The following is a 22,384-nucleotide window of genomic DNA, read 5'->3' on the forward strand; positions in this document are numbered from 1 at the left end:
GCTTCTCATCCTTCACTATTTTAAAAGAACATTACCAATAAATGGGGAGTCAGCCCTAAGGGCGAAGAGGCAACCATGCCCAAAAAGTAGATCCGACACCAAGTTTTGAAGTGAAGCCCACTTCTCCCCCTGCCGCTTCTACGATAGCTCTGGAGATCGTCAAGCCAAGTCCGGTACCCTGCGAGAACTCATTCAATTTCTCAAAACGGGTAAATACTTTGTCATGCAAATCATCCGGTATACCGATTCCCGTATCCTCAACATAGATACGAAGACCTTCCCTTTCAATACCATATCCCATTTTAATATATCCGGATTTGGTGCATTTTACCGCATTAGTGAGGAAATTCATCCATACTTGCTTAAGCCGGTTTCTATCCAGAAGTACCCAGCACTCCGAGTTGGGACCATCTAAACGTAACTCGACATTCGGATTTGTCATCTTCGCCTGAATCGTAACAAATAACTCATTACAAACCTTAGCCAGATTGAAATTCTCCTTCCTACGTTCAATTATGCCTGACTCTATCTTGGAAAGATCAAGGATATCGTTGATCAATCGCAATAACAACTCATTATTGGATTGGATGATATTTATATATTCTTTTTTTTCTTCCGGATCATCACAAGTTACCATTAACTCTGAAAAACCAACAATAGCGTTTAACGGGGTACGTATCTCGTGACTCATATTAGCGAGAAACGCAGACTTGAGACGATCCGAAAGTTCCGCTTTCTCCTTTAATTCCTTCAATTGCTGAATCATCTTCTCCCACTTCGTATTATTGATCGTAATACCGGTATAGCGAGTCACATGGCCTTCTTTATCTCTTTCAACCTGGATTCCAGTAACCAATAAGGTCTGCCACTCGTCATCCCATTTGGTTTTGGAACGATATTTAACGTTGAAATCTTTATCTATGCCCCGGAACATATGCTCCATATATTTCCGCACAAAAACCACATCATCCGGATGTGTAGCGTTCAAATAATCCTCGGGAGTGATTGTCTTTTCCGAATAAAAATCATTGATAGGATCATTAAAAGCACTGAATTTCAGGCTTTTTACATCAAAACCCCAATACGACATACCAACCGTCTTGAAAGAAAGCTCTATCTTGTAATTTCTTTCTTTAAGTTCCCGATTCAATTGCTGGATCTTAGGAATGTTTTGCCTGAATCCCGTATAGCGTATTATATCTCCATTTTCATCTTGATCGAAAGGGACACCCATAAAATCACAATACTGCCAAGTCTCATCATACTTGGTTTGTATGCGACAGGTAAAATTGATGGTGACATTCTTTCCAGCTATCAGGGATTGCATTGCGTCGTAAAAAACAGACCGGTCCTCGGGGTATATAACATCCATATACTCCGAAACGGTCAATAACCGATCTGAAACGTAATCGTTGATCGGATCATTATAAGATTCGAATTTCTGGGAATTTACATCAAAATCCCAATGAACAATATTACTGACTTTCATGGCCAGATCACGTTTTGCGATCAGATCCTGCGCTTTCTTGGCCATCTCCAGATTTTTCTTGCTTTCTTCCGTACGGAATTCCACCTCTTTCACGGAAGTCATATCATTTGCGAGTAATATATGTCCGATAAGATGTTTTTTTCTACTCCATATCGGGATAACTTTAACCCCATAGATCATCGTATCTTTATTATGGGAAGAATAATATGCATCCTTATTAACCCGATCAAAATCATACTCAAACTCCAAGGAAATATCTTCACCCGATTGTATCCGAGCTAAAAGTTCTGAATCAACAAATGGACTTTTGTAAAGATTGACTATATTCACCACCGATGTCCGGTCATCCACACCATACATCCTCAACGCATGGTCGTTTATACTACGCAGCACACCATGTGCGTCATAAATTTCAATACCCACCGGCAGACAAGCATATATACTCTCCGTAAATAAACGCTGTTCTTCTATTAATTTAGAAATTTCTTTCTCTATTATCACATCGTCATTTTCTTGAGAATTCTCTTCACATTGTTCCATCTGTCACTTACTTTATTTCGTATTATCATACGTCAGACATTCTAATTTATACGAAAGCCCTGCTTTTTGCAAAAGTAAACAAAAAAGTGAATTCTTTTCTGTTCGTTCATAAAGATATTATCTTTGCGCTGAAAACAAACACTAAATCTTAAATACATGAGATTCACAAGGCTTATTCTAGCGTTAACCAGTTTCCTTATATTGATCACGCAAACAGACCTATTTGCCTCAACCGTATTGCATAAAACTTCTATGGTTGATCTCTCAAATAACGCTATTATTTGCATGCATCAAGATCCGGATGGCTATTTGTGGATCGGGACTTACGACGGACTTAACTTATACAACGGAAAAGATACGTATGTATATCGTTTCGAATTAAATAACAAAAACTCTCTTTGTAGTAATATCATTCACAAAATATCCGACGCAGAACCCGGCTTTTTATGGATATCAACCTCTTTAGGTATCAATAAATTCTCACTAAAAGAACGGAAAGTCACCGAGTCTTTCCCCGGATACATGGAATGCGATCTATTGGCCTCCGATTCATCCGGCATCACGCTCGCTATTTGTAAGGAAAACAGAATCTCTTGCTACACCCCATCTAGCGATGGGTTCCGGGACCTGCCGAGAGAAGGAGTAGGCCCTCAAACCGTACGTACCTTATTCGCCGGGACGGACGGACATTTTTATTTATTATTAGCCTCGGGCATACTGAAAAAGTTGACTCCGGATTTCTCCGATACTACTTTTAATTTGCTATCGGAAGAACGCCAATTCCATAATAAACCGATCTTATCCGCATTTTACGAGAATAATCATATTTTCATAGTAGATACCGACAATAAATTATATCGACAGCATGTAGACGGAAAGGGGAAAGAATTCCTGTTCGATCTGCCTGAAATGACAAAACAATATGGTAACATCATCAAGATATGCACCTTCCAATCCAATGTGTATATCGTTTTCCGTAACGGCAATATTCTAGACCTAAGCCAACCGGAAAACACGATAAATATGGGCATCGGTATCTTTTGCCTAATGAACGATAAAAGGCAGGAGATTCTCTGGTTGGGAACAGACGGGCAAGGTATACGGATGTTTTATGACAAACCCGATCTTTTCGGCTCTATCTTACTCAAGGATTTACCGATTAATATACAGAACCCCATACGTTCTTTATATACAGACGATGATCAATCCCTTTGGCTCGGGACAAAAGGAGACGGTATTGTCCGGATACAAGCGTATGACACTTACCATAACAAAAAGATGATCCCACAAAGCGCTATCACGCATTTTACCACCGCCGACGGCCTATCCAGCAACCGTGTGTATTGCTTCCAAAAAAGCGAGTACCATCCATGTATCTGGATTGGCACGGAAGGCCCGGGACTGACCTATTATTCGTATAAAGAGAAACGAATAAAAACGATACCGCAACGAGAAGACACCACCCCTCTACGCTATGTCCACTCTATTTGCGAGGTAGATGATTCCACATTATGGCTAGCGACAACGGGTAACGGATTGCAAAAGGTTACCTTACATATAGATAAAGCCGTACCTACAATCGGGAAGGTACAAACCTTCCCGTTAAAAAACGGAAAGAACATCTGTAAAGAAATCCAATCGATGGTATATGACAACGACTCTACCCTGTTCCTCGGGAGCCGTGGCGGTTACGGAGTCATTCGTTTCAATATTTTCAATCAAGGATATGAATTCCTGCAAACCAACAATTTAAGAAACCCGGCCATTGGAGATGTGCTTTCCGTATGCCAGACCGAAGATTCCACGTTTTATGCAGGCGCCAGCTCCGGTCTCACCCGGATTAAATTCAGAGGGGGAAAGATGCGTTTACGCCAATTCGATAAAAGCGACGGGATCGTAAACGACATGATCCATGGTATCCATGAGGGGAACGATAGCTGTATCTGGCTTAGTACCAATAAAGGTCTCACCAAATATAATCCCCGGAACAACTTTTTCCATAATTATCATCAGCCTTACTTTAGCGTCACGGAATTCTCTGATGACGCTTATTGGAAATGCCCATACTCCGAGCGTTTATTCTTTGGAGGCATCAACGGATTAGTCTGGGTAAATAAACAAACGGAGCCGGAGCATACCTATCAACCCGAATTAAGTTTCTTCGAGTTGCAAATGGATAAACAAATCCTTCCATTATATAAGGACATCAGCCGGAACGGTGTAACGGTTCCGGCTGATGTGCAATCGTTAACGATTGCGTTCGTCGCTCCGGATTACATCAACGGGGAGAATTACGAGTATTCGTATCAGTTGGTCAACTATAATTCCTCTTGGGAAAAATTGCAAAAGACAAACAAGGTAACTTTCATGAACCTACCGTACGGGGAATATTTGCTGAAAGTCCGTTATCGCAACGATGTCATTGATTCGTCAGCAAAAGAATACACTCTACCTATCAAGGTATTACCTCCTATTTATCTAAGCTCGTTAGCCATTTTCACGTATCTTTTTATCGGTACAGTTTTGCTCATCATCGCCACCTATCGTATCCATCACCAAATACTAAAGAAACAGAAGCAGATCGCAGACAAGATCAAGGAGGAGCAAAAAGAGAAGCTATACGAGTCCAAGCTGAATTTCTTTACCCACATTACGCATGAGCTATGCACCCCGCTTACCTTGATCAATGGCGTGGAGAATTATATCCAAGCCTATGCCGCCACCTCAAAAGACAAGACATTAGAAAAATACACTTCAGTCCTCCGGGAAAATGTAGAGGAACTGAACGGACTTATCCAAGAAATCCTTGATTTCCGAAAAGCGGAAGACGCAGGATTCAGTCATACGCACATCCGGAGAGTATCCGTATCCTCTCTTTTGCGAACTCAATTCGAATGGTTTTACCCACTATCCGAGCAACACCAAATCCAATTCAAGATCGATGCTCCCAAAGAGCTTTATTGGAATACGGATTCCGTCTATTTCAAGAAGATCCTAGCAAATCTGATTTCCAACGCATTTAAGTATACGGAAGACGGGGGCACGGTTCGTATCTCCTTACATGAGGAGGAGAACTTCCTCGTCCTTAAAGTTTACAACACCGGCAAAGGAATCGAGGAGGCAGACATGCAAAATATTTTCGACCGATATCGTATCCTTGGCACGATGGATAACGATGATAACAGGCAAAATACGACACGGAATGGCCTCGGCTTATTTATCTGTCACAGCCTCGTACAATCCTTAGGTGGTAAAATCGACATAGAGAGTGAGGTCGGCCAATATGCTGAATTTACAGTTACCTTACCTTTTGGCATCGTAGAGGAGACCTCAGACAACACGATAGACGAAGAGATTCCCGTATCGCTTCCTTCCCCAAACACGGATATACAAGAGCCGCAAATCTCACATACGGCACAAAAAGAGACGGAAGATAAACCGATGATACTCGTTATCGACGATCATAAAGACATCGTCTGGTTAATCACGGAAACCCTCTCTTCCGAATATCAGGTTCAAGAAGCTTATAATGCGGAAAAGGCTCTGGAATTCCTCAAACAATACACTCCGTCCCTTATCATCACCGATATCATGATGCCTAATATGGACGGATTAGAATTGATCTCGCTTATCAAAGAAAATAAATATACCCGCCATATCCCGCTTATTATCATCTCTGCTAAAATATCAGACCAAGAGCAAGCGGCAGGACTTAATATCGGAGCGGATGCCTATCTAACCAAGCCTTTCTCGCCAACAGTTCTCCTATCCGTCGTGAATCGATTGATGACTAACCAAAGAGAATTAAAAGAGTATTTCTATTCTCCGGAAAGTGCTTATCAATATACGGAAGGGCAATTATTACATCAAGAAGACAAGGAATTCCTTGACACCGTAACCTCTATCATCAAAGAAAATGTCAGCAAGGAAGGACTCGGTCCCGAGCTGGTAGCGGACGCATTGAATATAAACACTCGCATCTTATATCGTCGTTTCAAGAAAATATCTACTATGACGCCGAGTGATTTTATAAAGGATTATAGGTTAAACTATGCAGCGCAATTACTCGTGAATACCAACATGAGCGTTCAGGAAATTATTTATAATGTAGGAATTTCTAACAAATCATACTTCTATAGGGAATTTGCCCGTAAATATAACATGACACCTAAGGAATACCGCACAAAAGAGGCATAAATCATTGATTCCTAAATAGTGTCATAATCTACCAAAAGAGTATCATAATCTGCTATATGCATTTCATGACACTTCTTTGGCATTTCAAAGCACTCTTCAATTCGTTAAGACCTATTAATATTGCTGTCGAATAGCAAAGCAAACCGCTTGTGTGTATTCTTCCTTCGGGAAGCACATTATTAACTTTTAATTTAATGTTTTTATGGAAAAAAAGAGTGAAGGTAAGACGAGGAAATGCCTGACTTTATTAGGTGGACGAACCTCTTTGTTACTTTGTTTATCTTTAATGTTTCAGTCCTCTTATGCGGCCGGAGATTCTACTGTTCCTGAAATGGGAAACATGGAGATTCATCAGATCGCACAGCAAAGTTCAACCATTAAAGGTGTAGTAAAAGACCAAAAGGGTGAACCTCTGATTGGCGTTAGTATTGTTGTGAAAGGAACCACGAACGGAACAGCTTCGGACTTTGACGGAAATTTCACCTTGGATGTGCCGGATAACAGCACATTGGTATTTTCCTTCATCGGCTTCAAACCCCAAGAAGTTCGTTATACCGGGCAAAAAACATTGAACATAGTCTTAGCTGAAGACTCTGAGACACTAGACGAGGTAGTAGTCGTTGGCTACGGTTCCCAAAAGAAAGGTGAGATCACCTCATCCGTTACCAGCGTGAAAGCATCCGACTTTAACAAGGCACCGGTAGTGAACCCGATGCAATTGGTGGAAGGACGTGTAGCTGGTCTGACTGTATCACGTGGTAGCACCGACCCTAATGGCGAGGTAAAAGTACAGATGCGTGGTGCCTCATCTCTGAAAGGTAGCAATGAGCCTCTCGTTATTATTGACGGTATGCCGGGTAATATGACTTCTTTGAACGCTATCGCACCCGAGGATATCGAGGCGATCGACGTATTGAAAGACGGTTCCGCAGCCGCTATCTACGGAACCCGGGGTAATAACGGTGTGATCATCGTCTCCACGAGACGTCCGCAAGCCGGAACTACTCAAGTGGATTACTCAGGATATATCATGCACGAGGCGGTTTATAAACGACCGGAAATCTTAAATGGAGACGAGTTCGTCGCTTATGGCAAAGAAACTAACAACGCCAATATCCGCGACTTTGGTGGACGGGATAACCATTACGACGCTTTATTGAATAAGAGTAATTTCACCCATGTACACAACTTGACCGCTACAGGTGGTAATGGTAAGACAAACTATCGCGCTTCTTTAAATTACAAAAAGAATGATGGTATGATCCGTAACACCAGCCGTGAAACGATCAATGGCTCTATCGCCGTGAACCACCGTGCGTTTGATGATAAACTACAGCTTTCTTTCAATCTAGCAAACTCTTTCGTGAAAGTGGACGCAGTTTCCGATGATGTGGATAAGGTAGGAGATATCCCTAATTACGGCATATTATACCAGGCTATCCGTATCAACCCGACGATGCCTATTTATAAGGAAGACGGCTCCTTCTGGGAAACTTACAGCGGTTACGAAGATTTCAACCCGGTAGCCCGCATATACCAGCGTACCAAGAAAAAGGAATTCAAGAATTTATTGGCGAACTTCAAGGCTCAATATGAGATTATCCCCGGTTTGACAGCCGCCGCTTTCTTCGCTATGGAGAAGAACGATGCGTTAACTAACGATTATAGTATGCGTGAGGAATATAGCCAACATAAAGACGGTACAAACGGACGCGCCAAAAAAGAATATTATCAGAATACCAACCGTACCACTGAATGGACAGCAAACTACAATACTTCCATCAACGGCGTACACAATATTACCGGTTTGCTGGGATACAGTTACCAAGATTTTGAATACGAGCAATTCAGCGCCGAGAACAAGAACTTCTTGACGGACGTATTCGGTACCAATAACCTAGAAGCCGGCGGTTACCTAAAAGATGGTAAGGCCGAGATGAAGAGTAAAAAAGAGACCAGCAAACTGATCGCCTTCTTCGCCCGCGCCAACTATAATTACGACGGTAAATACATGGCCAGCGCCTCTATCCGCCGTGAAGGTTCCACGAAGTTCGGAGCGAACAACAAATGGGCTTGGTTCCCCTCTGTCAGCGCAGGCTGGATGATCTCTCGTGAGGACTTCATGGAGAGCCAAGAAGTGTTCGACGTATTGAAATTCCGTGCCGGTTTCGGTATCACGGGTAGTTTGCCTACCGATCCGTATATGTCTCTCGCTACCTACGGTACAGGCGCTGGAGCTTGGAACGCTTACACCGGTTCATGGCTAACCGCCACTTACGGTCCGAATATCAACCCGAATCCAGATTTGAAATGGGAGAAGAATGAATCCTTGAACGTAGGTTTCGACTTCGGCTTGCTAGGTGGACGCCTAAATGGTACGATCGATTGGTATAGTCGTACGACTCGCGACTTGATCAGTAGCTACAATGCCCAACAGCCATCTTTGATCTACAACACGATCACCACCAACGTAGGCACGATGAGAAATAGAGGTATAGAATTAGCATTAAACGCAGAGGTCGTAAAGACTAAGGATTTCTCTTACACGGCTAATTTCACGTTCTCATACGAGAATAATAAATTGACATCTTTGTCTAACGACGTGTACAAATCTTCTTACGAGGATCAATATGACCTGCCCTCTCCGGGCAACCCGGGCAAGGCTTACCGCCTACAAGAAGGACAGCCGATCGCATCATTCTTCGGTTATGTATGCGATGGCATCAACCCGGACGGAACTTGGAATCTTCGCGACATAGACGGAAAGGAAGGTCTGTCTGACGCTGACCGTACCTTTATCGGTAACGGTTTGCCGAAATTCAAGGCTGGTTTGCAGAACACGTTTACCTATAAGAACTTTGACTTCAGCTTCTTCCTGCGCGGTATGTTTGATTATGACGTATTGAACGAGGGTGCTATTTATTTCGGAACGACTGTCAATATCGATCAGTCTGGCACAAACGTATATAAGGATGCCTTGAAGAACAAGGTAACAGAGCAACCATTGTTCTCTTCTTATTATCTAGAGAAAGGGAACTTCTTGAAGATCGATAACGTGACACTAGGTTATACATTCAACTTCAAAAATAATAAATATGTGCGCAACTTACGTATTTATGGTAATGTCACCAATCTTGCGACTATTACAGGATACTCAGGTTTAACCCCTGACGTAAACGTAACAGGACTACAAGCAGGTATAGAGAAGCGCGGATCTTATCCCACCACCCGTACCTTCACGTTTGGCGTTAATTTTGGATTCTAATTAAGTAACAATAGATTTAAGACAATACAATGAAAGCTTTAAAAAATATATGCGCAATTTCATTATTGCTGGGAGCTACCGCATTTACCTCTTGTACGGACCTGACAGAGGAAATACATAGCTCGGTAATCGCTGAAAATTATTACAACAATGCAGGCGAGGTAATGGCCGCCATGATGCGTCCATGGGGGCACTTCTGTGGAACCATGCAAGTAGCCCAATCGCCTTGGTCATGTAACGAGTTATCTTCCGACTGTGCCGCATGGCCTCAAAAAGGTCGCCACGGCTATGACAATGGAGACTGGATTCGCTTACACCGCCATCAATGGATTCCTACGGATGGTCAAGTAGTGGATGCTTGGAAAAAATTATTTGAAGGTATCGGATATGCTAACAACTTCCTTACAGATACAGAGAATATAGATTTTGAAGCACTCCAAGTTCCAATGTCTAAAGCACAAGCACAATCGGAGATGCGTGTATATCGCGCTTACTGTTATTGGTATGTGATGGATATGTTCGGTACGGCTCCAATTTGCGAGAAAATCGGTGAAATCAATCCTTCCTCCAAATCTCGCGCAGAGTTATTCGCTTGGATCGAAAAAGAGTTAAACGAGAGTATTCCTTCTTTGTCAGAGAGTAAAACAGAGACCTACGGACGTGTATCCAAATGGGGGGCTTACGCATTACTGGCTCGTCTCTATTTGAATGCGGAAATTTATACTGGACAAGCACGCTGGGATGATTGTATCGCTGCTTGCGATGAATTAGCTAAGGGAGGTTTCGCATTGGATAAGAAGTGGAACGACACTTTCCGTGCGGATAACGACAAGCGATCTACCGAGATTATCTGGTCAATCGTGTATGATGAAGTATATGCCAAAGGAATGGGCTGGTATCAACGTTGGTTGCATTACGCACACCAAACTGGCTGGGATTTGCAATCCGGTCCTTGGAACGGCTTGGTGACGCAACCTACCTTTTATGACTCATTCGCTGACAACGACTTGAGAAAAATTGAGGGTTTCTTGATCGGTAAGCAATATCCTCGCAAAGTAGATGAAAACGGTAATTACTACTACGACACGACCGCAGAGCCTTTGAAAGGTTCAGAGGAGTACAATGGGCAGGATTTGGTATTCGTAAACTACATTAAGTCCATGACCGAGGGCGAAGAAAACAGCGGTGCTCGCTCTATCAAGTATGAGATCCAACCGGGTACTACCGGCGATATGAACAACGACTGGGTGATGTTCCGTTATTCCGAGGTTATCTATAACAAAGCGGAGGCCTTGATGCGTAAGAACGGGGGCAAAGCAACGCAAGAAGTGGTAGATATGATCAACAGCGTTCGTCAACGTTCTTTCAAGGCAGAGGATTGGGAGAAAGCGAAATATACGACCGCTACTCTGACCATGGATGAGTTCTTGGCCGAAAAAGGTAGAGAGTTTGCTTTCGAAGGAATCCGCCGTACAGACTTGGTTCGTTTCAACAAGTTCGTAACCACTTCTTGGTGGGACAAGACTGCATCCAACGAACCAAAGCGTAATATCTTCCCTATTCCGCAAAGACAATTGGATGCTAACGCAAACTTATCTCCGAACGAGGCTAACTCATTGTTCTAAATATCAACTAAGTATAGTAGAAATCCATTATTAACAAATTAGCACTTGACAATGATAGAGGACTACTATACTTATTGATCTGAAAATATAAAAGGTTACCTTTGTCACTATCAAAGGTTATCCTTGGAACTATCAAAGGTGGCCTTTTATGTTTCATCCTTTTCTAACTAATTGATACGACATGATAAATCTCAAGAAATCGATGTGTTGCCTTTTTCTGGCAGCCAGCTCAACAGTAGCGATCGCACAGACTAATGTAGTTGATCTTGTAAACCCGATCATCGGGACAAATGGAATGGGACATACATTCCCGGGCGCTTGCGTACCCTTCGGACTCGTGCAACTCAGTCCGGATACGGATACCATACCGCACAACGTAGACGGTAAATACCAACCTCGCTCCTACGAGTATTGCGCCGGCTATCAACATAAGGATAGCAGCATCGTAGGTTTCAGCCACACCCACTTCAGCGGTACCGGCCACTCCGACCTAGGAGACATCTTGATTATGCCTACCACCGGAACGTTGAAGCTAAATCCCGGTACAGCCACGAATCCCGATGGCGGTTACCGTTCCCGCTTCTCGCATGACACCGAGATATCCCGTCCCGGATACTATGAGGTGATGCTCGCCGATTATGGCGTAAAGGCGCAACTAACCACTACCCAACGGGCCGGCATCCACAAATACACATACCCTACGAACAGTGAGAACCAACGCATTATCCTTGATATGATTCACGGGATCTATAACTATGACGGCAAAGTTCTTTGGACCAATATTCGCGTAGAGAACGATACGCTGGTAACCGGCTATCGTATTACAAACGGTTGGGCACGTACCAACTATACTTATTTCGCCATGTCTTTCTCCAAACCGATCACGCATTACGGATGCGAAGAGAAAGCGAAAGTTAATTATCGGGGCGGTTATGCCAAGTTCAATATGAAAGAGAACTTCCCGGATATCGGAGGACGTAAGATCGTCGCTTATTTTGATTTCGATCCGAAAATGTCTGATGAGTTGGAAGTGAAAGTCGCCCTTTCCGGAGTCAGCACCGAGGGAGCCTTAAAAAATCTACGTGCCGAGGCTTCCGGTGCGGACTTCAACCAATTAGCCGCCAAAGCCTCCGATACTTGGAATAAGGCGCTCTCCGTCATCGACGCGAAAGGAAGCGATGACCAATTGGCTATGCTTTACACCTCCTTGTATCACACGATGATCAATCCTTGCGTATACACAGACGTTGACGGTCAATACCGCGGACTCGACCATAATATCCATCAAGCGGACGGATTCACGAACTATACCGTATTCTCCGTATGGGATACGTATCGTGCCCTACATCCCCTGTTCAATATCATCAACCGACAAGTCAACACGGATATCGCCAAATCCATGTTGAAACATTGCGAGCAAAGCGTTCATCATGCCTTGCCGATCTGGAGCCATATGGCAAACGAGAACTGGTGCATGATCGGTTATCACTCCGTCTCTGTCTTGGCGGATGCTATCGCCAAAGGATTACCGATTGATAAAGACGCCGCGTTAAAAGCGATGATCAGCAGTTCTACGATTCCGTATTATGAGGGAACCAAAGAGTTTATGGAATTAGGTTATGTTCCTTTAGATCGCAACGGTAGCGCAGGCTCCTTGACTTTGGAGTATGCTTATGATGATTGGACAATCTATAATACAGCTTTATTAGCGGGAAACCGATCCGTGGCCGATACCTATAAAAAGCGTGCGTCCAATTACGCGAATGTATTCGATACCTCGATCGGATATGCCCGTCCCCGTTATACGAATGGTAAATTCAAAGAGGACTTCAGTTTGTTAAGCACGCACGGTGAAGGGTTTATCGAGGGAAATGCCTTGAATTATTCCTTCTATGTCCCTCAAGATGTCAATGGTATGATTCAGTTGATGGGAGGCGAGCAAGCATTCATCACTAAAATGGATTCCTTATTCACGATGCATCTTCCTGATGAGTTCTTTGCCGAGACCGAAGACGTAACCAAAGAAGGATTACTAGGAGGTTATGTACACGGCAACGAACCCAGCCATCACATCCCATTCTTATACACATGGACCAGCCAGCCTTGGAAAACCCAATACTGGCAACGTGAGATCATGAATAAGATGTATCGCAACAATATCGACGGCCTTTGCGGTAACGACGACTGCGGCCAGATGTCCGCTTGGTATATCCTTTCCGCCATGGGATTCTATCCGGTTTGCCCGGGTACGGATCAATACGTATTAGGCGCTCCCTACCTTCCATATATGAAGGTTCGCTTGGAGAATGGTAAGACTTTCGAGGTAAAAGCCGATAAAGTCAGCGACAAGAACCGTTATGTAAAAGCGGTAAAGCTAAACGGGAAACCCTATACCAAAGGATACATCACGCAGGATGACATCTTGAACGGCGGAACGCTCACTTTCGAGATGACTTCCAGCCCGAACAAAAAGCGATTGTTCAACGGAGAGGATCGTCCTTATTCACTGACAGATTAGCCTATTTTCACCTAAAAACAGATGAGACTTATGAGATATAAACAATTAATCAGCGGTGCTTTCCTGCTGTGGACTTGCATCGCTTGCTCCGGCAAAAAGGAACAGGCGGCTACCGTAGCGGAAGCTCCCCCTACTCCTTGGGATAATTATTACATCGGAAAGATTGATTTCGAGAATCTTTCCCCCGAGGCTAAGGGCTCGGCGATCTATGCCGCCGTTATCCCTGATCCGGAAGCTTATATTACCAAGCACGCCCGCAAGGTCGTAGAAACGCTTTATTTCACTCCGGAAGATAGTATCCCGGGCATCGAGGAGATCCACTATACATTAAAGGAATACGACGGGGTATCCGCGAAAGACGGAGCGCCCCCTTCCATCAGTATCGTATACAGCACGAAATGGATCGAGAAAAGTTTTGCCAATAACGACACCGCGAAAGTGGATTACGAGACCCGTGGCGTATTATACCATGAGCTGACGCATGGTTTCCAATTGGAGCCTCAAGGCATAGGTAGCTATGGGACTAATAAGACTTTCTGGGCCATGATAGAAGGTGTGGCGGATGCCGTAAGATACCTAAACGGCGGTTTTACCTTGGAAGATCGTCCCAAAGGCGGCCATTATATGGATGGTTACCGCACGACAGGCTTCTTCCTCGCATGGCTTACGCAAACCAAAAACCCGGATTTCCTGCGGAAGTTCAACCGAAGCACATTAGAAGTTATTCCTTGGTCGTTCGATGGTGGCGTGAAATACGCGCTCGGCAATGATTACGACATAGACTCCTTATGGAAAGAATATATGGCAACGATGGGAGATGAAGCGTAGCCCCGGCAAAGGCTACGACCAACGGCGGTAACACTCAACAAGTTACCGCCGTTCTTTTATAGTATCACTCCCGACCTTCCGCCAATAGGCATTATAAGGTCGCAACAATACCCATCGTAAGCTCCTTATACTGCCCATCCTAACAACCTTACAATGGGCATTGTTACATTATTCCCCTAAAACACCTTCCTTATTTGCATTTCCGTAAACATATATCTACTTTTGCGAAAAAGTAAATATGGAACTTTATACCCGAATCCTGTTGCCGAAAGCACGATTCTCTTTCTCGTATGAGGACCGGGTCGTGATGATGGGCTCCTGCTTCGCCGAGAATATCGGGCGGAAGCTGGAAGAGAATAAGTTCTCCGTAGATATAAACCCATTCGGTACTCTGTATAACCCGGCTTCCGTAGCGGAAGGATTGAGGATGCTGCTACGCCCGGAGCGTTTCACTCCCGGCGATTTATTCCAGCATGAGGGCATATACCATAGTTTTACCCATCATAGCCGTTTCTCCGCTCCCTCGGAAGAAGAATGCCTAGGCCATATAAACAGCCGCTTATCCGAATCCTCCGATTTCCTGCGAAAAGCGACCCGGTTGGTAATCACGTTGGGAACCGCTTTCGTCTACCGCCTCAAGAGCGACGGGCGAATCGTGTCGAATTGCCATAAGCTACCGGAAAAGATGTTCGACCGGCAACGATTATCCACGCAAGAGATCGTCGAGGACTGGAAACCTCTGTTACTAGCCCTTTGGGAACAAAATCCCGCCTTGAAAATCTTATTTACCGTAAGTCCGATCCGCCACTGGAAAGACGGGGCGCACGAGAACCAACTCAGCAAAGCTACCCTATTGCTAGCCACGGACGCCTTACAGAAAGATTATCCCGACCGAATCGCCTACTTCCCCGCTTATGAGATCCTTATGGACGAGCTCCGGGATTATCGTTTCTATGCGGACGATATGCTCCATCCCTCCCCATTGGCCATTGATTATATTTGGCAACGTTTTATCGAAAATTTCTTATCCACAGACACTTCGGCAATCCTTAAAGAATGGGGTGATATTCAAAAAGCTATTAACCATAAGCCCTTTCAACCGGATAGCGAGGCCTATAAGCGGTTTATACTTCAAACTTTGTTAAAGATGGAACGAATTAGCGAGAAAATTCCTTCCTTTGATATCAGAAAAGAGATCGAAATAGTAAAGTCTAAACTAAAATAAAAGAATGGAATACGCAATTAAAGAAATAGCAAGAGTTATCGGTGCTAAAACAAACCAATTGCTTGACGATACGGTCAGTTTGCTGTTGACAGATAGCCGTCGTCTCTCCTTCCCGGAAAAAAGCCTCTTCTTCGCCTTGAAAACCAAGACGAACGACGGACATAGATATATACAGGAACTCTATAAACTTCGTGTTCGCAACTTCGTGGTAAGCGATATGCTACCGGAGTTCGAGAGCATGAAGGATGCGAACTTCCTGATCGTAAAAGATACGTTACGGGCTTTACAAAAGCTGGCCACCCACCACAGGAAGCAATTCAATATCCCCGTGATCGGCATCACCGGTAGCAACGGAAAGACGATCGTAAAGGAATTCCTCTATCAACTGTTGCATAACGAGTTCAACATCGTACGTTCGCCCCGGAGCTACAACTCCCAGTTGGGGGTTCCTCTCTCGGTATGGCAGATGAGCGAGAAAAATACACTGGGCATCTTCGAGGCCGGTATCTCACAACCGGACGAGATGGAACGCCTGCAACCCATTATCGCCCCCACGATCGGTATCATCACGAATATCGGGGAGGCTCATCAAGAGAATTTCCTCTCCTCCAATCAGAAATGTATGGAGAAGCTGACGCTTTTCAATGATTGCGAAGCCATTATTTATGATGGGGATGATTTATTTATCGCCAATTGTATCGAATCGGCTTGCCTTTCCCATAAAGCGATCGCATGGAGCCGTACGGACTCCGAGGCTCCTTTGTTTATCGAGTCTATCGATAAGAAAGAGTTTGAGACGATCATTCACTGTACTTTACTGGGCTTCAACCGGGTCGTTACCATTCCGTTCACGGACGACGCTTCTATCGAGAACGTGATCCATTGTATGGCGGTTATGCTTTACCTAAAACCCACCAGCGTAAACGACGTAACAAAATTCTTGCATCTTGAGCCGGTGGCTATGCGATTGGACGTAAAGCAAGGTATCAACAATTGCCTGTTGATAAATGATACCTATAACTCGGATATCAACTCCTTGGATATCGCGCTCGATTTCCAACAAAGCCGCCGGGTAGGCAAGCAATTAAAGAGCACTTTAATCCTCTCCGATATCCTTCAATCGGGTACCTTGCCGAAATCTCTATATAAGAAGGTCGCCGATTTGGTTCGCCGTAAGAAGATAGATCGTATCATCGGTATCGGCCGCGACTTAAAGGAATATGCTTCCGTCTTCGAGATCGAGAAGGAGTTTTACACAACCACCGAGGAATTTATCAAGTCTCCTTCCTTCAAGAAATTCAAGGATGAGTTGATCTTGATTAAAGGTTCCCGCCATTTCCATTTCGAGCAGATCTCCGAGTTGTTGGAGAAGAAAGTGCATGAGACGATCCTAGAGGTAAATCTGGACGCGATCGTACACAACTTCAATCAGTATCGTTCCAAGCTAAAGCCGGAGACTAAGATGGTTTGTATGGTAAAAGCTTTTGGTTATGGAGCCGGCTCTTACGAGTTGGCGAAGACCCTTCAAGAACATCGTTGCGACTATCTGGCCGTGGCGGTAGCCGACGAGGGAGCCGAATTGCGTAAAGAAGGCATCTCGATCCCCATTATCGTCATGAATCCGGAATTCAGCAGTTTCAATGTCTTGTTCGAGAACCATCTGGAACCGGAAGTCTATAGCTTCCGCCTATTGGATGCCATGATCCGGGAGACCGAGCGCAGAGGGATCACCTCTTACCCTATCCATATCAAGATCGATACCGGCATGCATCGCCTAGGGTTTCAACCGGAGGATGTCCCGGCGATCTGTGAACGCTTGATAGCGCAATCCGGGGTTATCGCCCGTTCGGTCTTCTCTCATTTAGCCGGAAGCGACTCGTACGTCTTCGATGATTTTACCCATCAACAATTGGATAAATTCACCAAAGCCGCAGGGGAACTAGAAAGCGGGTTAGAGTATAAGGTAATCAAACATATCCTAAACTCTGCGGGAATCGAGCGTTTCGCCGCTTATCAAATGGATATGGTACGTTTAGGTATCGGTTTATATGGAGTAAGCGCATCCGGACAAAAAGGCTTACGGAATGTCAGCACCTTGAAGACAACGATCTTACAAATACAAAACGTACCCGCAGGGGATTCGATCGGTTATAGCCGTATGAGTTATGTGAAACGTGATTCCCGGATCGCTATCATCCCGATCGGATACGCCGACGGACTGGATCGCCACTTCAGCAACGGAGGTGGGGAAGTCTTGATCAATGGACAACGCTGTCCGATTATCGGCAACATCTGCATGGACGCTTGCATGATCGACGTCACCGACACGCATGCGCAAGAAGGCGACGCCGTAATTATTTTCGGCGACGAACTACCGGTGAGCGAACTTTCGGATAAACTGAAAACAATCCCTTATGAGATATTAACCTCTATCTCGCCTCGGGTAAAGAGGGTTTATTTCCGGGAATAAGAAGTAGCCGCCAACAAAGAATGGCTCTACCTTGTTTTAATATCAAGGCACATATTCAAATGTCAGGCTATGATATTCATTTGCGTATGTTGCACATTTTGTGTATGTTTGTGCCGTAATTAATAAACAAGAGGTATGAGTCATAATTTATTGAAAGGCAAGAGAGGCATTATCTTCGGTGCTCTGAACGATATGTCTATCGCCTGGAAAGTGGCAGAAAGAGCCGTAGAGGAAGGTGCGACTATCACGTTAAGCAATACGCCTATCGCTGTTCGTATGGGTCAGGTAGATGCTTTGGCGGAGAAGTTGAATGCGCAGGTAATCCCGGCGGACGCAACCAGCGTAGAGGATCTGGAGACCGTATTTGCGAAGTCAGTGGAAATATTAGGTGGTAAAATAGATTTCGTTTTACATTCTATCGGTATGAGTCCGAACGTACGCAAGAAACGTACGTACGATGATCTGGACTATGGAATGCTGGAAAAGACGTTGGATATCTCCGCTATTTCTTTCCACAAGATGCTACAGGTAGCTAAGAAACAAGACGCTATCGCCGAGAATGGTTCCGTAGTGGCATTAAGTTATGTGGCCGCCCAGCGCACGTTCTTCGGATACAACGATATGGCGGACGCTAAGAGCCTGTTGGAATCTATCGCCCGTAGTTTCGGTTACATCTATGGCCGTGAGAAAGGCGTACGTGTGAACACGATCTCCCAATCCCCGACAATGACAACCGCAGGTAGTGGCGTGAAGGGAATGGAACACTTGATGGACTTTTCTAACAAAATGAGTCCACTGGGTAACGCCAACGCTGACGAATGCGCGGACTATTGCGTAATGATGTTCTCCGACTTTACCCGCAAGGTAACGATGCAGAACCTATACCACGATGGTGGTTTCTCAAGCATGGGTATGAGCCTCCGGGCCATGAACCAATATAGTAAAGGATTAGAGGAATATACAGACGAGAACGGACACATTATCTACGGCTAATATGTTAGTGAGAATCTATCCGGAGAATCCGAATCAAAAAGAAATAGACAAGGTCGTCAAAGTCCTGCAGGACGGCGGCCTTGTCGTTTATCCTACCGACACGGTTTACGCGATCGGTTGCGATGCGTTAAACGTGCGTGCGGTAGAGAAAATATGTCAGATGAAAGGAGTTAATCCACAGAAAAGCAACCTGTCTATCATCTGCTACGACCTGTCTAATCTTAGTGAATACGCCAAGGTAAGCAACGCCGCTTTCAAACTGATGAAGAAACATCTGCCCGGTCCTTTCACCTTTATCTTACCCACCAGCAGCGAGCTTCCAAAGATTTACAAGAACCGGAAAGAAGTCGGAATCCGTGTACCGGACAATAACATTACCCGTACATTGGTACAATCCTTGGGAAATCCAATCCTAACCATGTCCATCCGTGACGAGGATGAGGTGATCGAATATACGACAGATCCGGAATTGATACACGAGAAATACGAGCATCAAGTGGATATCGTAATCGATGGCGGTTTCGGAGGATTGGAAGCCTCTACGGTTATAGATTGCACGACGGATAATTTCGAGATCGTACGTCAAGGCAAAGGAGAATTGTAGCTATCCACCACGATTTGTATTCGCTCCTCCGGCAGATTAGCAGGGAACTCCAAGCTTATTTCTTGTTGGTCACCCGGCATTAGCGTAATATAGTTATCCGAATAATGTACCGGTAAGATTCGTTTGCCTGTCTCCTTATCAAAGACCTTGATACGGTTGAAGAACGAGATCTGCGAATCAGCGCTCAGACGGACTGTACCTACGAAATTCGAGCCTTCCTTCTTGATCTCGGTCTTGATATCCGGTCTTGACTTCGGAAGTTGAGATAAGCTGGTGTAGTCTTTCGGCTCGGTTGTCAGCCAATAAATATTGGGAACGTCCGCATTCAAAGCCAGCCGTAAGAAATAAGCGCCTTGGATCCCTTCCGGAACGGGGATATCCAATAATTCCTGTACCGTATTCGCCTTGGAGCTCGCTCTCGTCTCTTTCTCCCAAAGCAGTTTGCCTTCCAGATTATAAATACGGGCTATAATCGATAAATCCGTATAATCTTTCAGGGTCGTATTCAACAATCCCGCCTTACGGGTTACCGGGTTATAATAGGCATGTAAAGGTTCACAGCCTTTCCGGGTTCCGTACAAGGAAGCATTTACATCGAGAGACCAATCATACATTTGCCCCCGCAAGGATGTCCATGGATTCTGGGTTTTCCAGATCAAGATACCCGTATACCAATCCCACATATGAGAGGCCCAGCCTTCCATAAAACTACGATATTGGTCATAATTCACGACTTGGGCATACTTACAATAGGTCTCGATATCTTTCACCTCCCCATATCGCTCCAGATGATCGCCATAGCCCAGATCCTTATGATAGCGCCACGTATAATTACGAGTAAAACCTTTCCTTGGGAAACCGGCCAAATCCTGTTCCGTCATCATCTCCCGCATACTCTCGACCTCCGGGGAACCAACCGATCCGGCTTCCGGATTAAACGGATGCGAACGGAAGCTAAAGAACCATTCCGGCTCTTGTATACCGTAAGGACCATCCCCATTATCCCCCAAATAATTCCGGGTAAACAACGTATCTGTAGAGAAACTCACGAAAAGACGTTCCGGATCTAACCGGGGGAAAACCTCCTTTCTCAAACATTGATCGATATCTTTCGCTAAAGGCCATTCATTCGCCCCACACCAGAAACAAAGGCTCGGATGGTTACGGATCATTTTCACTTGATCTTCCACGGAGGCGATAAATAAATCATGATTATCGGGATATTCCCAACGACGTTCTCGGGAATCCATTTTGGTCGGGTCCTCCCAAGCGCCATTGCAATCACCACTGCCCCACAGATCTTGAAAGACTAAGATACCGAACTCATCACAGGCGTTATAGAATTCCGGTCGTTCCACCAACGCACCTCCCCATACACGGATCATACGCAGATTCATTTCCGCGTGGAAACGTACCTCATCCCGATAACGTTCCGGAGAAAGACGAAGCAGCCAATCGGAATTAATATAGTTACCACCCGTGACGTATATTTTCTGTCCGTTCACGAAGAAACGGCGTCCCCCGTTATCCGGGCATTTATCGGAAGTAATCTCCCGGATACCGTAACGCAGCCGTTCCCTGTCACTCACTTGATTCCCAATCTCAAAAGAGAGGTTCATATCATATAAAGGCTGCTCACCGATACCGCTAGGCCACCATAAACGAGGATTCTTTACCGCTAAAGGATTCAAGGATACCGTTTTCTTCTCGAATGGCGATAAAGTAACTGGCTGGGTTAAGCGGGTTCCGTTCGTCTCACAAACCAATAGTCCTTTTAAGGAAGTGCTCCCGGTATTCTCTAGCTCGACAGAGGTATTCACAAAAGCCTCCCTTTGAGTTTTCGTTTCCGGATCACGTACGCCGGGTACCTTGGTCACGACATAAGGAGAAGAGAGGCATACCGGCCCGGTTGTCGTAATAGAGACCTCATCCCAAATACCCGTATTCCGGTCACGTACCGGTTGTATCCAGTCCCAACCCGGCGTATATTGCATCGTATTATTCCGGGCGATCTGCCCATCGCCACCTTGTCCGCCATTCGGATTTCCGGCATGTGTAGGTGGATAAACCAATACCGCTAATACATTAGGGGCATCCGTACGAAGATAAGGGGTTATATTAAAAATCTTCCTCAAGAACATGCCCTCATGGGTATTTCGATTGATCCGCTTACCATTTAAAAAGATTTCCGCCTTATAATTAATGCCCCGGAAATTTAACCAGACATTACGTCCCTCTGGTAAATTATTGATAGTAAACTGACGAGTAAACCAATAAGTATAGAAATCATTGCCGACCTCATGTATATCGGGTATCAGATTGTTATTCAAGCCGAACTCGGGAGCCGGATACATATGGTTCTCCAAAAGTGTAGTCAATACCGTGCCTGGCACACGGGCCGGTAACCATCCTGTTTTATCCAAAGGCGCCGCGCTCAACCGGTTCCCATCCATTTTCACTTCATTCGCTTTCCGGGCATACCAATCTGAGTGAATCAAGGTTTTCTCTCCCGGCTCAGGAATCGCCAACAAGGCTTGCTCCTCTGCTGATACGGGCTTTAACCAGCAAGCCAGACAAAGCCAACAAAATAAATAAATACATCTGTTCATCATATAATCTTAGATTTATCC

The 22,384-nt window shown here is 44.8% G+C and carries 11 protein-coding genes; 9 read left to right on the top strand and 2 right to left on the bottom strand.

Annotated features, from left to right (window positions below):
- Nucleotides 1-55 precede the first annotated feature (55 nt).
- Complete coding sequence (locus tag DW033_RS09305) at nt 56-2,029, bottom strand: PAS domain-containing sensor histidine kinase (RefSeq protein ID WP_009016821.1); 1,974 nt, start codon at nt 2,027-2,029, stop codon at nt 56-58.
- Between the two features lie 156 nt (nt 2,030-2,185).
- Between DW033_RS09305 and DW033_RS09310 the strand changes: the two genes are divergently transcribed.
- The 9 genes from DW033_RS09310 to DW033_RS09350 all read left to right on the top strand — a co-directional run bounded on the left by DW033_RS09310 (nt 2,186) and on the right by DW033_RS09350 (nt 19,754).
- A complete protein-coding gene (locus DW033_RS09310; RefSeq protein ID WP_039848532.1) occupies nt 2,186-6,226 on the top strand; it encodes a hybrid sensor histidine kinase/response regulator transcription factor in 4,041 nt (1,346 codons plus the stop codon).
- A 202-nt stretch (nt 6,227-6,428) separates the two neighbouring features.
- Nucleotides 6,429-9,491 carry a TonB-dependent receptor gene (locus DW033_RS09315; protein WP_009016819.1) on the top strand — a complete coding sequence of 1,021 codons (3,063 nt, stop codon included), beginning with the start codon at nt 6,429-6,431 and terminating at the stop codon, nt 9,489-9,491.
- A gap of 29 nt (nt 9,492-9,520) precedes the next feature.
- Nucleotides 9,521-11,116 carry a RagB/SusD family nutrient uptake outer membrane protein gene (locus DW033_RS09320; RefSeq protein ID WP_009016818.1) on the top strand — a complete coding sequence of 532 codons (1,596 nt, stop codon included), beginning with the start codon at nt 9,521-9,523 and terminating at the stop codon, nt 11,114-11,116.
- Nucleotides 11,117-11,297: 181 nt separating this feature from the next.
- Nucleotides 11,298-13,634 (top strand): GH92 family glycosyl hydrolase, encoded by a 2,337-nt coding sequence (locus DW033_RS09325; protein WP_009016817.1) that lies wholly within the window; start codon nt 11,298-11,300, stop codon nt 13,632-13,634.
- A gap of 30 nt (nt 13,635-13,664) precedes the next feature.
- Nucleotides 13,665-14,462, top strand: a complete 798-nt coding sequence (locus DW033_RS09330; protein ID WP_009016816.1) for a basic secretory protein-like protein — start codon at nt 13,665-13,667, stop codon at nt 14,460-14,462.
- 238 nt (nt 14,463-14,700) lie between these two features.
- A complete protein-coding gene (locus tag DW033_RS09335; RefSeq protein ID WP_008779137.1) occupies nt 14,701-15,687 on the top strand; it encodes a GSCFA domain-containing protein in 987 nt (328 codons plus the stop codon).
- Nucleotides 15,688-15,691: 4 nt separating this feature from the next.
- On the top strand, nt 15,692-18,157 hold the full coding sequence (locus tag DW033_RS09340; RefSeq protein ID WP_009016815.1) for a bifunctional UDP-N-acetylmuramoyl-tripeptide:D-alanyl-D-alanine ligase/alanine racemase: 2,466 nt from the start codon (nt 15,692-15,694) through the stop codon (nt 18,155-18,157).
- Between the two features lie 135 nt (nt 18,158-18,292).
- Nucleotides 18,293-19,150, top strand: coding sequence for an enoyl-ACP reductase (locus DW033_RS09345; RefSeq protein WP_005859732.1), 858 nt, complete (start codon nt 18,293-18,295; stop codon nt 19,148-19,150).
- A 1-nt stretch (nt 19,151) separates the two neighbouring features.
- Nucleotides 19,152-19,754 carry an L-threonylcarbamoyladenylate synthase gene (locus tag DW033_RS09350; protein WP_005867379.1) on the top strand — a complete coding sequence of 201 codons (603 nt, stop codon included), beginning with the start codon at nt 19,152-19,154 and terminating at the stop codon, nt 19,752-19,754.
- Here the strand turns inward: DW033_RS09350 and DW033_RS09355 are convergent.
- Nucleotides 19,733-22,366, bottom strand: coding sequence for a glycoside hydrolase family 2 TIM barrel-domain containing protein (locus DW033_RS09355; protein WP_009016814.1), 2,634 nt, complete (start codon nt 22,364-22,366; stop codon nt 19,733-19,735). The genes DW033_RS09350 and DW033_RS09355 overlap by 22 nt on opposite strands.
- Nucleotides 22,367-22,384: the final 18 nt, after the last annotated feature.

Source organism: Parabacteroides sp. AF39-10AC (assembly GCF_003635405.1).
Taxonomy (GTDB): Bacteria; Bacteroidota; Bacteroidia; order Bacteroidales; family Tannerellaceae; genus Parabacteroides; species Parabacteroides distasonis.

What these genes read in the sequence shown, in the direction of transcription:
- DW033_RS09335 (WP_008779137.1), top strand. Translation starts at nt 14,701, where the DNA reads ATGGAACTTTATACCCGAATCCTGTTGCCGAAAGCACGATTCTCTTTC.
- DW033_RS09325 (WP_009016817.1), top strand. Translation starts at nt 11,298, where the DNA reads ATGATAAATCTCAAGAAATCGATGTGTTGCCTTTTTCTGGCAGCCAGC.
- DW033_RS09315 (WP_009016819.1), top strand. Translation starts at nt 6,429, where the DNA reads ATGGAAAAAAAGAGTGAAGGTAAGACGAGGAAATGCCTGACTTTATTA.
- DW033_RS09330 (WP_009016816.1), top strand. Translation starts at nt 13,665, where the DNA reads ATGAGATATAAACAATTAATCAGCGGTGCTTTCCTGCTGTGGACTTGC.
- DW033_RS09345 (WP_005859732.1), top strand. Translation starts at nt 18,293, where the DNA reads ATGAGTCATAATTTATTGAAAGGCAAGAGAGGCATTATCTTCGGTGCT.
- DW033_RS09350 (WP_005867379.1), top strand. Translation starts at nt 19,152, where the DNA reads ATGTTAGTGAGAATCTATCCGGAGAATCCGAATCAAAAAGAAATAGAC.
- DW033_RS09305 (WP_009016821.1), bottom strand. Translation starts at nt 2,029, where the DNA reads ATGGAACAATGTGAAGAGAATTCTCAAGAAAATGACGATGTGATAATA.
- DW033_RS09355 (WP_009016814.1), bottom strand. Translation starts at nt 22,366, where the DNA reads ATGATGAACAGATGTATTTATTTATTTTGTTGGCTTTGTCTGGCTTGC.
- DW033_RS09320 (WP_009016818.1), top strand. Translation starts at nt 9,521, where the DNA reads ATGAAAGCTTTAAAAAATATATGCGCAATTTCATTATTGCTGGGAGCT.
- DW033_RS09340 (WP_009016815.1), top strand. Translation starts at nt 15,692, where the DNA reads ATGGAATACGCAATTAAAGAAATAGCAAGAGTTATCGGTGCTAAAACA.
- DW033_RS09310 (WP_039848532.1), top strand. Translation starts at nt 2,186, where the DNA reads ATGAGATTCACAAGGCTTATTCTAGCGTTAACCAGTTTCCTTATATTG.